The organism is Massilia polaris, from assembly GCF_012927275.1.
Lineage (GTDB): Bacteria > Pseudomonadota > Gammaproteobacteria > Burkholderiales > Burkholderiaceae_D > Telluria_A > Telluria_A polaris.
On the sequence record NZ_JABBGG010000005.1, the window covers coordinates 144,944 to 158,452 of the forward strand.

A 13,509-nucleotide genomic window follows, 5' to 3' on the forward strand; every position below is an offset into this window, starting at 1 on the left:
CTGTATGTATATCCAGTGGTTCGGTGATTGTGGAGCTAACTGGATACCCATTATATATCTACAGTAGATAGCCCGAAATGGAACTGACGGACAAGCTGGAAATTTTGGCCGATGCGGCCAAGTACGATGCATCCTGCGCAAGCAGCGGCGCGCCGAAGCGCTCGTCCGAAGGCAAGGACGGGTTCGGCGCAACCAGCGGCATGGGCATCTGCCACAGCTATACGCCGGACGGGCGCTGCGTTTCGCTGCTCAAGATCCTGCTGACCAATTTCTGCGTTTACGACTGCCAGTACTGCGTCAACCGGCGCACCTCGAACGTGCCGCGCGCCCGCTTCTCGGTGGCCGAAGTGGTCAAGCTGACCACTGACTTCTACCTGCGCAACTACATCGACGGGCTGTTCCTCAGCTCGGGCATCATCCAGTCGGCCGACTACACGATGGAGCAGTTGGTCGCCATCGCGCGCGAACTGCGCGAGGTGCACCAGTTCCGCGGCTACATCCACCTGAAAACCATTCCCGACGCCGACCCGGCGCTGATCGCCGCCGCCGGCCGCTATGCCGACCGCCTCAGCGTCAACATCGAGCTGCCGACCGAAGCGGCCGTCAATCGTCTCGCGCCCGAAAAAAGCGTCCACACGATCAAGCTGGCGATGGGCGCGATCCGCCGCAAGCTGGACGAAAAGGCGGAGGAGCCCCGGTCACCCAAGTTTGCTCCGGCAGGGCAGAGCACGCAAATGATCGTCGGCGCGGACGCCAGCGACGACCAGACCATCCTGTCGACGGCGGAAACGCTGTACGGCAGCTACAAGCTCAAGCGCGTGTACTACTCGGCGTTCAGCCCGATCCCGCAAAGCCCCGGCAGCGTGCCGCTGGCGCCGCCGCCGATGCAGCACGAGCACCGCCTGTACCAGGCCGACTTCCTGCTGCGCAGCTACGGGTTCCAGGCAAACGAGCTGCTGCCCGGGGCGGGCAACCTCGCGCTCGACATCGACCCCAAGCTGGCCTGGGCGCTGGCGCACCGCGAGCATTTCCCGCTCGACCTGAACATGGCCGAGGAGAGCATGATTTCGCGCGTACCCGGCATCGGCCTGCGCAATGCGCGCCGCCTGGTCGAGCTGCGCCGGCTGCGCCGCATCCGCTACGCCGACCTGGTGCGGCTGCGATGCAGCATGAAGAAAATCGCGCCCTTCATCGTCGCGGCCGACTATCGACCGGTGCAAGGCGCCGCCGCATCGGAGGTGCTGCGCCGCTCGATGGCCGAGCAGCCGCGGCAGCTGGACCTATGGACGGAACTTCAGGCCGCGTGAGCGCGGCAGCCGCGGTGGCGGCTGGCCGACCGGTACTGGTCAACTCCTTCGGCCAGTGGCGCGGCGCGGCGCGCGACCTGCTCGCGCACAAGGTTGAACCGCACTCGGTCCAGTGGGTATCGAGCAAGGACGATGCCGACCTGTTCTCCAACCCGGTCGCCTGCGTCGATGAGGAAGAAGAACCTGCGGGCGCCGGGAAGGCGGGCGACGCGCCGCCCGATGCAGCTACCAGTACGGTACGCATATCGCGCGAACTGATGGAGATGCTGCAAACCGCCGCATGCTGCCGCGTGCCGAACCGCTGGGCCTTCCTGTACCTCGTTCTGTGGCGCTGGGGCCGGGGTGAAAAAGACGTGATCTCCGCAGCCGACGAAGACGGCGCCAGGCTGCACTCGATGGTGAAGGCGGTTCATCGGGAAGAGCACGACATGCACGCCTACATCCGGTTCCGCGAACGACGCGAAGACGCGGGGCCGCCGCGCTTTGTCGCCTGGTTCGAGCCGAGCCATGACGTATTGCCGCAGGTGGCGCGCCACTTCGCGAGCCGCATGGGCCGCGTCACCTGGATGATCGCCACGCCCGATGCGAGCGTCATGTGGGATGGCGCGAACCTGCACACCACCGGCCCGCTGATGCGCGGCCCCGAAGAAATCGACGACGCCGGCGAAGCGTTGTGGCTGACGTATTATCGCAGCATCTTCAACCCGGCACGGCTCAACGCCGACCTGCTGCACTCGCACATCCCCTCGCGCTTCTGGAAGAACCTGCCCGAAGGCAGCATCGTGCCGGAGATGGTGACGCAGGCCGCCGCCGGCGCCCGCAGGGTCGGGCAAACGAAAAGCGTCGGGCAGCGGACGGGAACGGCAATCCCGATCTCCGCCAGCAAGGCCCAGCCGCAGCGCGACGCACCGACCTCGCTGGACCAGTGCCGCCGCTGCGACCTGTGGACGAATGCGACGCAGGCGGTGGGTGGCGCCGGCCCCAGGCGCGCGCGCATCATGCTGGTGGGCGAACAGCCCGGCGACCAGGAAGACCTGGCCGGCGAGCCGTTTGTCGGGCCGGCGGGCAAGCTGCTCGACCGCGCGATGGCCGACGCCGAACTCGACCGCAGCAAAGTTTACCTCACCAATGCGGTAAAACACTTCAAATGGGAACCGCGCGGCAGGCGTCGCCTGCACAAGACGCCGGCCCAGCGTGAGGTCGAGGCGTGCAGTTACTGGCTCGAACGCGAGTTGAAGCAGGTCGCGCCCGGCGTCATTGTGGCGATGGGCAGCACCGCGCTCAAGGCCGTGACCGGTGATTCGCATGCCACGCTCAAGGACGCGATAGAGCGCCCATTCATGCACGAGGGCAGGTGGGTCGTTGCCGTCTATCATCCGAGCTACGTGCTGCGGGTGCCGGGGGAGGATGCCAAGGCCCAGGCATTTGCCGCGATGGTCGCGGGATTCAGGCAGGCCGTCGCACTCCTTGCTGCGGCGCCGGCGGATTGAGCTTGCGCGCATATGCATTGAAAACAATTTTGAACACGGCGGTAAAGAAGGTACTCTCAGCGCTCCGGAATCAATAGGACCGCCATTCATGTGGAAACGCTTCGTTGCCGCAGTTATCGCCAGTCTTCTTGCCGCGTCGGCGCTGGCCCAAACCGCCGCTGGCGCCACCGTCGCCGATGCGCAGCTGGCAGCGCAGGCGGCGGAGCAGCAGGCTGCGCCGGAGGAGGCTGCTCCGGAAAAGATACTGGTCGTCGGCCAGCGGCCCGGCCCCGGTTTGTGGAAGGTGTCGAATGGCGATCATGTGTTGTGGGTGTTCGGCACCTACTCGCCGCTGCCGAAGAAGATGGAATGGCGTTCGCAAGAGGTCGAGGCCATCCTCGCGAAGTCGCAAGAAATGTTGTGGCCCCCGTCGCCGAAGGTTCCGCTGTTCCAGATCGCCCGGGCGTTGCCGTTCGCCATAGGCGCCGATAAGAACCCCGATGGCGCATTGCTGAAAGATGTGCTGCCGCCGGACATGTACGCGCGCTGGATACCCCTGAGGGACAAGTACATCTGGAACCATGAGCGCATCGAACGCCGCAGGCCGGTCTTCGCCGCGGGCGACCTGTTCGGCAACGCGCTCGACAAGCATGGCCTGGCGTCCGGCCGCGACGTGACGGAAGCCATCGCCAGGCTCGCCGAGAAAAACCGGCTGAAGATCACCAAACCCCAGGTCGACCTGTCGTTCGATAGTCCGGTCCAGTCAGTAAGGAATTTCAAGAAATCGTCGCTTGACGACCTTGCGTGCTTTTCCAAGACGATCGAACGGCTTGAAACGGACCTCGAGGCGATGCGCATCCGCGCGAACGCCTGGGCCAGGGGCGACCTCGAAACGATCCGCAAGCTTGTGTTTGTGGACGGTGGCGAGGCCTGTCACTCAGCCATCATGAACAGCGCCATGATGAAGGATCAGCCGCAGGTTCAGAGCCTGGACGCACGCATGCAGCAAGCGTGGGTCGCTGCAGCGGAGCTGGCGCTGGCGAACAACGCGTCGACCTTCGCGGTGATGCCGCTCAAGAGAATCCTGGATCCGAAGGGCGTACTGGCCGATCTTCAAGCCAGGGGGTATCAGGTCGAGGCCCCCGAGTGACACGGTGGTAAAACAAAAGGCCGGCCCTGGGAAACAGGGCCGGCGTGGGTAGCGCGCTTACGCCGCTACCGCTTCTTCAACGGACTCAGCCGGCACGTCCACCGGCTGGCGGATCAGATAGTCAAACGCGCTCAGCGCAGCCTTGGAGCCTTCGCCCGCAGCGATAACGATCTGCTTGTACGGCACCGTCGTCACGTCGCCGGCCGCGAACACGCCAGGCAGGCTGGTGTGGCACTTGGCATCGACGACGATCTCGCCGAATTTGCTCAGCTCCAGAGTCCCTTTCAGGAACTCCGTATTTGGCACCAGGCCAATCTGCACGAACACGCCTTCCAGCTCCACGTGGTGGATCTCGCTGCTGACCCGGTCCTTGTAGCTGATGCCGTTGACCTTCTGGCCGTCGCCGGTGATTTGCGTGGTCTGGGCGTTGACATGGATGGTGACGTTGGCCAGGCTTTTCAGCTTGTTCACCAGCACCGCGTCGGCCTTGAGCGCGTCGGCGAATTCGATCACCGTCACGTGCTGCACAATGCCGGCCAGGTCGATGGCCGCCTCGATGCCGGAGTTGCCGCCACCGATCACTGCCACGCGCTTGCCCTTGAACAGCGGGCCGTCACAGTGCGGGCAATACGCCACGCCCTTGTTCTTGTACTCCGCTTCGCCTGGCACGTTCACGTTGCGCCACCGCGCGCCGGTGGAGACGATTACGCTGCGCGAATGCAGTACGCCGCCGTTTGCCATGTGCACGGCCACCAGGCCGCCCGGCGTCGGCGCCGGCACGATACGGTCGGCGCGCTGCAGGTTCATGATGTCCACGTCGTAGTGGCGCACCTGCGCCTCCAGCGCGAGGGCGAATTTCGGACCATCCGTCTCGAGCACGGAGATGTAGTTTTCAATGGCCATGGTGTCGTTGGTCTGGCCGCCGAAGCGCTCCGCCGCCACGCCGACACGAATGCCCTTGCGTGCTGCGTACACCGCAGCTGCCGCGCCAGCCGGGCCGCCGCCGACGATCAGCACGTCGAACGGCGCTTTTTCGTTCAGCTTCGTGGCTTCGCGGTCGGTGGAATTGACGTCCAGCTTGGCGACGATTTCTTCCAGCGTCATGCGGCCGGAACCGAACAGGTTGTTGTCCTTGAACACCATCGGGACCGCCATCACCTGGCGGGTTTCGACTTCGGCCTGGTACATGCCGCCATCGATGATCACGGTGTTGATATTCGGGTTGTAGATTGCCATCAGCGCGGCGGCCTGCACCACGTCCGGGCAGTTGTGGCAGGAGAGGGACATGTACACCTCGAAGTCGCCGCCATCGAAGGACTTGATCTGGTCGAGCACTTCCGCTTCGACTTTTGGCGGATGGCCGCCGGTCCACAGCAGGGCCAGCACCAGCGAGGTAAATTCGTGGCCCAAAGGAATCGCGGCGAAGCGAACGCCACGGATTTCGCCTTGTCGGGCGATGACGAACGACGGCGAACGGCTGTCGCTGCCCGATTCGTCGACACTGACTTTGTCGGACAGACTGGCGATGTCGGCCAACAGTTCACGCAGTTCCGCACTTTTGGCGCTGTCGTCCAGCGTGGCAATGAGCGTGATCGGGCCGCGCAGGTTCTGCAAATAGGCCTGCAACTGAGTTTTTAAGGTGGCGTCAAGCATGTCGGTATCCGTATGAAAGTGCCTTGCAGTTCGAAGCGCGGGCCCGTGCAAAGGGCCCCGAGGGGCAGAAGGACGGCAAGGCAGCGCGCCCTTCTGTACCGGTACTATTTAGATCTTGCCGACCAGGTCCAGCGATGGGGTCAAGGTCTTGGCGCCTTCGTTCCACTTGGCAGGGCAAACCTGGCCAGGGTGGGAGGCAACGAACTGGGCAGCCTTCAGCTTGCGCAGGGTTTCCGTGACGTCGCGGGCGATCGCGTTGTCATGGACTTCCAGGGTCTTGATGACGCCTTCCGGGTTGACGATGAAGGTGCCGCGCAGTGCCAGGCCTTCTTCGTCGATGTGCACGTCGAAAGCGCGGGTCAGCGCGTGGGTTGGGTCGCCAACCAGTGGGAACTGGGCCTTGCCGACGGCTGGCGAGGTCTCGTGCCAGACTTTGTGCGAGAAGTGGGTATCGGTGGTGACGATGTACACCTCAGCGCCGGCTTTCTGGAACTCGGCGTAGTTGTCGGCCGCATCTTCCACTTCGGTTGGGCAGTTGAAGGTGAACGCCGCAGGCATGAAAATGATGACCGACCACTTGCCTTTGAGGGTTTCGTTGGAAACTTCAACAAATTTACCGTTGTGGAAAGCCTGGGTTTTGAACGCAGGAACTTGAGTATTGATCAGTGACATGGGAGATCCTCGTGATTAGGTGCCGGTTAATAAAAACTATCGAATGAGAAGAACTCATTGGAATCATGATACCCCAATATGCAGCTGCGCCTGATTGGTTGTATTAATCGGTGTGATTGAAAATGCTATTGAGCTGTTGCTACTGGGCATGACGCGGCCAGCTCTGCTGCTGGCGCGTTGGAATTTGGCTGACAGGATTGGACACGCACATGATGTGGTGTCCGCAGGTAGCGTTTAAAGGTGGAGCCGAAGCTCCCTTTTAGAATACGACCTTGCTTCCCGTTGGGGTTGGAATTTTCGTCGCGAACTGCACCGCGTGCATGTTCGTCACCGGATAGCTACCTCCGGTGGACCACAGCAGGATCGCTGGTTTTCCGCCGAGTGTTACCGGGATCCCGCCAAAAACCTGTTCGTGGATGCCGTCGACCTTCGGCACCAGCGTCAGGAATTCATCGGTGAATTCGACGAACCCACCCTTGCAGTTATTAAGGAAAACGCGCGGCTGCTTGCGGTTATTGGCGTCCCCCCGCAATACGATGTCCTGGCAGCCGTCGCTGTTCAGATCAAAGGGGAGGGCGTGAACATAGCCGCCCTCCAGGTCAGTCATGTTCTTGCCAAAGTACGCTTGCGTGGCGTCTTCGAAGGAGAGACTGCCCCGGTTGATCAGGATTTGCGGATACGATCCGGTGAAGTTGCGGCCGGCTACATCGGTCCCATACACATGGTGCGTGACGACCAAATCCGTCCGTCCATCGCGATTGAAGTCTGCAGCATCGATCTGCTTGACGGTCAGGCTTGAGCAATCGGTCTTTTGATAGCAGTCGCGTTTCGCAAACGGGCCGTTGGGCAGGGCCAGCGGCTGCGCCTGCGCGAAACTTCCGTTGTGGTCCTGGCGAACGATCACTGTGTGGATCTTGTTGAGTGCTGGATTGGTATGTTCCGCAGTCCAGTTAAACAGGGTGCCGACGACCAGCTCCTCGACGCCATCGCCGTCCAGGTCGACCCCCAGGGCCGCTGTCGTTCCCATGTCGGCAGCGGAGCCGCCCCATGAGAGCGCGGTGCGCTTCCCAAGGAAGGCCGGAAGCGCATTGGCCGCGATCGCCAGCTGTCCGCTGCTGCCCAGGTCGACGAGATAGGACGGGCCATATGTGTAATCGCCGATGTATATGGACCTCGTCGCCGTGCCGCGGCGCTGGACGGTGGTCAGGCCATGGGCCCACGGAAAGGCATCGGGTGTCAGCGCGCCGTTTGGCACCAGAAGGCGCTCATACGCCGTCCCTTTGCTGAGCAGGACATAACTTGGCTCACTTTTCACGCCCTCGCCATCGGGACCGTTGCCGCCGAGGATAATGTCAGCGGTTCCGTCATGGTTGATGTCGCCGACGGCGCCCGAGATTTCGGCCTGGTACATGGCCGGGATGCCACCAGCGACAATCGCGGAATTGTCGACCATGCGAGTAGCGTCCCACTTGAGCAGGTACTGGGGTCCTGCGCGAAAACGGTCGGCACCGGCGCGGCCGAAATCCCAATAGGCGGATGTCAGGACGAAGCTGTCGGTTCCAAGTTGCTTGACGCCGACCACTACCTGGGTATGCGTATCGACCGGTGGCGAACCGAAAATGTTGGTTCTGACAGCGACATGATCGGTCAGCTTGCGGTAGGGCGCGAAGTCGAGTCCTGCGACAAAATCGGGGCTGACGTTCAACTTGTTCTCGCCACTGTCGCTAAAGCCGACCAACACATCCACTCGTGCTGTGCCAGCTGCCAAAGTTCCCATCCACCAGTCAAGTCCCCCGGCGTCGGGCTCGCGATGAAGGACGTTCTTGTAGACGCGCACCAGGAAACTTTGCGTGTCGCCGCTGCCATATAGCGCTGCAAATTCCGGACTGGCCATGAAGCCTTCGGCGATAACTCTCAGGCTCGCCCCTTTGCGGGCCGCGTCGATCCAGAATCCCAGTCCATGCGCATCGGGCTTGCGGTCGAATGCCGCCTGGTACAAGCGGTACACCGCGGCCTCGATGCCGTCTGTGCTCAACACCGTCACGCGGTCGATGAATTCAAGCTGCTCGATGCTGCCGTACGTTGTTGCTGCGCCCGAGGCGCGATGGACAACCCGGACGCCGTCGCCTGCAAGGGTGACATCATACGCTGCACGGTAACCGTCCACCTTTACGGACGTGAGCGTGGACTGACTTGTTTTGGACGAGCTCCGACTCTCAACCAGTGACGCTTTCTCTACTGCATCCTGGTCGCCGCATCCGAGCAATAAAAGCATAAGGGACGCGAGGAGCGTGTTTTTCATGGAGGCTTTCGGCAGTAGCGTGCGCAGCACATCATTGCATCACGTTTTGGTTGGTCTAAGGAAACAGTCCATCATATCTGCCGTGTTGGAAATTTGTCAAACATGCCATAAGCCGCGTAAAATGCAGTGTCCGCGGGTGTAGCTCAATGGTAGAGCAGAAGCTTCCCAAGCTTACGACGAGGGTTCGATTCCCTTCACCCGCTCCATCGGATATTTCCGGGTACGGATACAGCCTGCGTCCGAACCTGCCGACGCCAGCGTCACCTCGCCGCCTGCGCGGCTATAATCGGATCGACCTGCACTCCTTTGCAGGCGCGAGGTAGTCGTGAAAATCATTGCCGCCATTGTTGTCGTCTGCGCGAGCATGCTTGTCGCGCCGCCTGCAACAGCCCAGCGCGCCAGCGCGGTCTACAAAGGCCAGGAGGCGGCGGTCGCATGGCTCGGCCTGCTTGATTCCGGCCAGTATGCAGCAAGCTGGGACCAGGCTGCACCTCAACTCCAGCGTGCAGTGTCACGCCCGCGCTGGAAAGCCAGCGTGCCTGCTCAACGCGCGCCGCTCGGTCCCGTCGTCGCCCGGCGCCTCAAGTGGGCCAATTACGCAGAAACGCTTCCCGACCTTTCCGCCGGACAGTACGTCATCCTTGAATACGAAACACGCTTCGCAAACAGGGTAAGTGCCGCGGAAACCGTCACGCCCATCAAGGATGCGAATGGCATATGGAAGGTGGGCGCATATGGCATCCGCTGACTGGGCGGGCAGGGTTACGCTCCGCATTCCGCTTGCGCGGCCCGGAACGGTCTTTTGCGTAGGCTATAATGGCGGTCCCGTACAGCCCGCGCTGGCTGTTTTCCAGTTCCTGAATTCCGCATTCCATGTCCTCTGATACGCCACCAACCGGCCCGAACCGGCCGATGCTTTACGACCCAACCGAACACCGCATCCGCAGCTTCGTCACGCGGGCCGGCCGCCTGTCGGTGGCGCAGGCGCGCGCGCTCGAAGAACTGGGACCAAAATTCCTGATCGAATACACCAAGGCGCCGCTCGATTACGAGCAGGCGTTCGGCCGCAAGGCACCGGTGATCCTCGAGATCGGCTTCGGCATGGGCGACACCACGTCGCACATCGCGCGCGCGATGCCGGAGAAGGACTTCATCGGTGTCGAAGTGCATACGCCGGGTGTCGGCAGCCTGCTCAAACAGATCGGCGAACAAGGGATCGCCAACCTGCGCCTGATCCAGCATGACGCGGTCGAGGTGCTGAACCAGATGATTCCGGACGGGTCGCTGGCGGGTGTCCATGTGTTTTTCCCGGACCCATGGCACAAGGCGCGCCACAACAAGCGCCGCCTCATTCAGGGGCCGTTCGTCAAGCTGCTGGCGCAGAAGTTGGGGCCGGGCGGCTACCTTCACTGCGCGACCGACTGGGAAGATTATGCGGTGCAGATGCTGGAAGTACTGGGCGCAGAGCCGATGCTGGAGAATACCGCAGAAGGCTATGCGCCGCAGCCGGCATACCGTCCGCTGACCAAGTTCGAGAACCGCGGCCTCAAGCTCGGGCACGGCGTGTGGGACCTGGTGTTCGTTAAGAAATAGCGCGCGCCTTACGCTGCACAGCTGCAAGCCGGCCGGCGGCGTTGCGCACGCAACGATTTTTCGCGAATCACTATTGTAATTTTCCAATCACCTGCCAAACTGATGCGTAGACCGCGTGGCGCTACGGGCATCGGGCCACCACACACCTGTTGGCCACCGGAGGCAGATCGTGAATCGACACCTGATTTTCGTGCACGGGCGCGCGCAGCACCAAAAAGACTCGTTGGCCCTCAAGAATGAATGGATCGATTCGCTCAAAGCTGGGCTTGCGAAAAGCGGTCTCACATTAGCCCTGCCCGATGAGCGGATCCGCTTTCCTTATTACGGGGACACGCTGGATCAAATGGCGCACGGCCTCAGCAGCAACGATGCTGCCGATGTGGTTGTTCGCGGTCTCGACCTTTCTGCGAGTGAAGAGGAATTCTTTGAAGCCTACCTTGCCGAGATGGTCAGCGCGGGCAAGCTTTCCCAGGCCGAGATCGAGGCGGCAACGCGCGGCCTCGACATCAGGCGGGGCCCGTTGAATTGGGGATGGGTGCAGGCGATCCTCAGCGTGCTGGATAAAACGGCGCCGGGAGTCAGCGCAGCCAGCGTGGCATTGTTCACCAACGACGTCTATCAATACCTTCACCAAACACCGTTTCGCATCGAAATGGATAAAGGCGTCAGGTCCGCGTTCTTGCCGGACAGCGAAGCCGTCGTTGTGAGCCATTCGCTCGGCACCGTCATCGCCTATAACGTGCTGAGCAATGACGATGCCGCACCGGCGCTGCGCGTTCCTTTGTTTGTTACGCTCGGATCCCCGCTCGCGGTCAGTGCAGTAAAGGCGAGGTTGCCGCCCGTCGCCCATCCGAAAAACGTCGATCACTGGTACAACGCGATGGACAAGCGCGATGTGGTATCGCTGTTCCCGCTGACGTCGGATCATTTTGCGGTTTTCCCGCAAGTTGAAAACAACACCGGTGTGAACAATCCCACGGCCAACCACCACGGCATATCCGGCTACCTCGAAGACCAACATGTCGCAAGGCGCATCTACAACGCGCTGGTCGCGCCTTAGACCAAGGGGATGCATTGCGATGGGTGCCCGGCGCGGCCGGCTAATAACAAGAAGAGGGCAGTCCAATGGTACCCCCCGAGAGCAGCGATACGGCGTTTAATGGAGAAAATCCTTCCGGCACGGGCCGAGTCGAGGTGATAGTAGGCAATGCCGATCTGCGCTTTACCGAGCAAACGCTGCTGGTGGGGCACTATCGATCGGCGATGCTGACCGGTGCGGAAGCGGTGATCGATGGGCTTCTTGGCGGCCGCATGAGCCGCGCGATGCTTGCAGGAGTCTATCCGGGCGCGCCCGGCTCGCATCAGGTATTTCGTAATCCTTGCGATCGTGAGGACGGTGCGGGCCCGGTCTGCCTGCCCACCGTGGTTGTCGCCGGTTTGGGCGATGAAGGCGAGTTGCGCGCAGCTGACCTTGTTCATAGCGTTCGCCAGGCAATCCTGGCCTATGCGCAACGCTTATCCGAGGCGCATCCCGATTCGCCGCTATTGGAATTTTCCATGGCGGCGACCCTGGCCGGCAGTGGCGGAAGTGGCATCACCGCGGCCAGTTCTGCGCTGGCCATTGTCCAGGCCGCGCATGAGGCCAATTCGAAGCTGCGGCTGGTCGAGGGGTGGCCACGGTTGCGCCGGCTGACCCTGGTAGAACTGTACCTCGAGCGAGCCATCGAGGCCTGGCACGCGCTGCATATGCAGGAGCTGGCGGATCGGAACATGCTGACCTTGGTCGGGAAAATCCATGCTGGCCCTGGCGGACTTCGCCGTTTGCCCGACACCAGTTACCGCGGCACGAGTTACGATTTCATCAGCGCCCTCCAGTTCGCCGGGCCGGCCGCGAAATATCCGGGCATCGCGTATACGCTCGACACCAGGCGTGCCCGGGCAGAGGTGCATGCGCACCGTGCGCAAGCCACGCTGGTCCGCGAGCTGGTAGCGAAAGCGTCGAACGAACCCGCCACCAATCCGGAAATCGGGCGCACCCTGTTCAATTTGCTGATTCCGGTCGAAATGGAACCGTTCCTCGGCGGCTCCAGCGAACTGGTTATGGAGCTTGACCGCGCTACTGCCGGCATTCCCTGGGAACTGCTGGATACGAATGCCGATGTGGATGCCGCCGACAAGCGGCCGTGGTCTATTCGCAGCAAGCTCGTTCGCAAGCTGCAGCTCAACGATTTTCGCCCAATCCTTCGTCCCGCCGGTCTCGGCGATAAAGTGCTGATCATTGGCGATCCGAAAACCAGTTCGCCGGCCTATCCGCCGCTGCCCGGAGCAAAGCGCGAAGCACTTACCGTTGCCGAACAGCTGACCCGCAGCGGGGGTATTCACCGGAACCAGGTGACATTACGCGCCGATCAGAACGACGCCAACGCCATCCTGATCGCATTGCTGAAAGATCCTTACCAGATCGTTCACGTGGCCGGCCATGGCGAGCCGGACGAGCACGGTGGCGTGGTGCTGTCAGGCGACGGGGCTTTTCTGGGCGCCAGTGAGATCAATGCGATGCGTAACATTCCGGACCTGGTTTTCCTTAACTGCTGTCATTCGGCAGGGCGCGATGCGTCGGCCGTCCTGGTGCCCTACGACCGTGCGCAATTCGCTGCGAATATCGCCGAGGCCCTGATCCGGATCGGTGTGCGCTGCGTAGTCGCCGCCGGATGGGCTGTCAACGACAACGCAGCAGAACGCTTCGCCACCGAATTCTATGTCGCATTGCTCAACGGTTCGCGTTTCATCGAGGCGGTCGGCCAGGCGCGCGCGGCCACGTGGACTGCCTATCCTGGCTGCAATACATGGGCGGCCTATCAATGTTACGGCGATCCCGACTGGCGCTGGCGCAGCGCGCGTGCGGCCGACACGGCCAGGCGTCTGGCAATTCCACTGAGCGAAGAGTTCAGCGTCATCTCCTCGCCAGTGTCGCTGGCAATGGCGCTTGAGACGATCGCCGTGCAGGGCACGCTCGGCGGCAAGCCGCACGAGGTGCTGCTGGCCAAGCTGGAATACCTGGAGACCGAATTCGCCAGCCTTTGGGGCGATATCGGCTCCATCGCCGATGGCTTTGGCCGTGGCTACGCCAGTGTGCGGCATGCCGACAAATCGATCGAATGGTACCGCAGGGCAGTCTGCGCGGCCGACGGCAGCGCTTCGATGCGCGCCGCCGGTGCGCTTGGAAACCTGCTTCAGGCGCGCGCCGGCGCCTCGTCCGCCGCAGGCGAGGGCGATGCCGCCGAAGCGTCGGGCTGGACAGAGCGCGTCGCTGCACTTCAACAGTATTGCCCGGCTAAAAGCTGAACGATGGCGGCTGGCCCG

10 protein-coding genes and 1 tRNA gene are annotated in these 13,509 nt (G+C 62.2%); 8 read left to right on the top strand and 3 right to left on the bottom strand.

Going from position 1 to position 13,509, the window contains the following annotated elements; genetic code table 11:
- Positions 1–77 precede the first annotated feature (77 nt).
- The 3 genes from HHL21_RS10355 to HHL21_RS10365 all read left to right on the top strand — a co-directional run bounded on the left by HHL21_RS10355 (position 78) and on the right by HHL21_RS10365 (position 3,926).
- Positions 78–1,307 (top strand): putative DNA modification/repair radical SAM protein, encoded by a 1,230-nt coding sequence (locus tag HHL21_RS10355; RefSeq protein ID WP_169465422.1) that lies wholly within the window; start codon positions 78–80, stop codon positions 1,305–1,307.
- Positions 1,283–2,797, top strand: coding sequence for a UdgX family uracil-DNA binding protein (locus HHL21_RS10360; RefSeq protein ID WP_169465425.1), 1,515 nt, complete (start codon positions 1,283–1,285; stop codon positions 2,795–2,797). The genes HHL21_RS10355 and HHL21_RS10360 overlap by 25 nt, the downstream gene beginning before the upstream one ends.
- A gap of 88 nt (positions 2,798–2,885) precedes the next feature.
- Positions 2,886–3,926, top strand: a complete 1,041-nt coding sequence (locus HHL21_RS10365; RefSeq protein WP_169465428.1) for a TraB/GumN family protein — start codon at positions 2,886–2,888, stop codon at positions 3,924–3,926.
- Positions 3,927–3,983: 57 nt separating this feature from the next.
- Here HHL21_RS10365 and ahpF read toward each other — a convergent pair whose 3' ends face one another.
- From ahpF to HHL21_RS10380, 3 genes are all read right to left on the bottom strand, one after another.
- Positions 3,984–5,579 carry an alkyl hydroperoxide reductase subunit F gene (gene ahpF, locus HHL21_RS10370; protein ID WP_169465430.1) on the bottom strand — a complete coding sequence of 532 codons (1,596 nt, stop codon included), beginning with the start codon at positions 5,577–5,579 and terminating at the stop codon, positions 3,984–3,986.
- A 108-nt stretch (positions 5,580–5,687) separates the two neighbouring features.
- The gene (ahpC, locus tag HHL21_RS10375; protein ID WP_169465431.1) at positions 5,688–6,251 is read right to left on the bottom strand and encodes an alkyl hydroperoxide reductase subunit C; all 564 of its coding nucleotides are present in this window, start codon (positions 6,249–6,251) and stop codon (positions 5,688–5,690) included.
- Positions 6,252–6,510: 259 nt separating this feature from the next.
- Positions 6,511–8,553 carry a DUF4214 domain-containing protein gene (locus HHL21_RS10380; protein ID WP_169465434.1) on the bottom strand — a complete coding sequence of 681 codons (2,043 nt, stop codon included), beginning with the start codon at positions 8,551–8,553 and terminating at the stop codon, positions 6,511–6,513.
- Between the two features lie 132 nt (positions 8,554–8,685).
- Here HHL21_RS10380 and HHL21_RS10385 point away from each other — a divergent pair.
- From HHL21_RS10385 to HHL21_RS10405, 5 genes are all read left to right on the top strand, one after another.
- Positions 8,686–8,759: transfer RNA gene (locus HHL21_RS10385), tRNA-Gly, on the top strand.
- A gap of 119 nt (positions 8,760–8,878) precedes the next feature.
- The gene (locus tag HHL21_RS10390) at positions 8,879–9,301 is read left to right on the top strand and encodes a DUF4019 domain-containing protein (protein WP_169465436.1); all 423 of its coding nucleotides are present in this window, start codon (positions 8,879–8,881) and stop codon (positions 9,299–9,301) included.
- A 164-nt stretch (positions 9,302–9,465) separates the two neighbouring features.
- Positions 9,466–10,146 carry a tRNA (guanosine(46)-N7)-methyltransferase TrmB gene (gene trmB, locus HHL21_RS10395; protein ID WP_169465438.1) on the top strand — a complete coding sequence of 227 codons (681 nt, stop codon included), beginning with the start codon at positions 9,466–9,468 and terminating at the stop codon, positions 10,144–10,146.
- Between the two features lie 169 nt (positions 10,147–10,315).
- A complete protein-coding gene (locus HHL21_RS10400; protein WP_169465440.1) occupies positions 10,316–11,206 on the top strand; it encodes a hypothetical protein in 891 nt (296 codons plus the stop codon).
- A gap of 65 nt (positions 11,207–11,271) precedes the next feature.
- Complete coding sequence (locus HHL21_RS10405) at positions 11,272–13,491, top strand: CHAT domain-containing protein (RefSeq protein ID WP_169465442.1); 2,220 nt, start codon at positions 11,272–11,274, stop codon at positions 13,489–13,491.
- The last annotated feature ends 18 nt before the right edge of the window (positions 13,492–13,509 follow it).

Coding starts and splice junctions, on each gene's coding strand:
- ahpC (WP_169465431.1), bottom strand. CDS start 6,251: ATGTCACTGATCAATACTCAAGTTCCTGCGTTCAAAACCCAGGCTTTC.
- HHL21_RS10360 (WP_169465425.1), top strand. CDS start 1,283: ATGGACGGAACTTCAGGCCGCGTGAGCGCGGCAGCCGCGGTGGCGGCT.
- HHL21_RS10380 (WP_169465434.1), bottom strand. CDS start 8,553: ATGAAAAACACGCTCCTCGCGTCCCTTATGCTTTTATTGCTCGGATGC.
- ahpF (WP_169465430.1), bottom strand. CDS start 5,579: ATGCTTGACGCCACCTTAAAAACTCAGTTGCAGGCCTATTTGCAGAAC.
- HHL21_RS10355 (WP_169465422.1), top strand. CDS start 78: ATGGAACTGACGGACAAGCTGGAAATTTTGGCCGATGCGGCCAAGTAC.
- trmB (WP_169465438.1), top strand. CDS start 9,466: ATGCTTTACGACCCAACCGAACACCGCATCCGCAGCTTCGTCACGCGG.
- HHL21_RS10365 (WP_169465428.1), top strand. CDS start 2,886: ATGTGGAAACGCTTCGTTGCCGCAGTTATCGCCAGTCTTCTTGCCGCG.
- HHL21_RS10405 (WP_169465442.1), top strand. CDS start 11,272: ATGGTACCCCCCGAGAGCAGCGATACGGCGTTTAATGGAGAAAATCCT.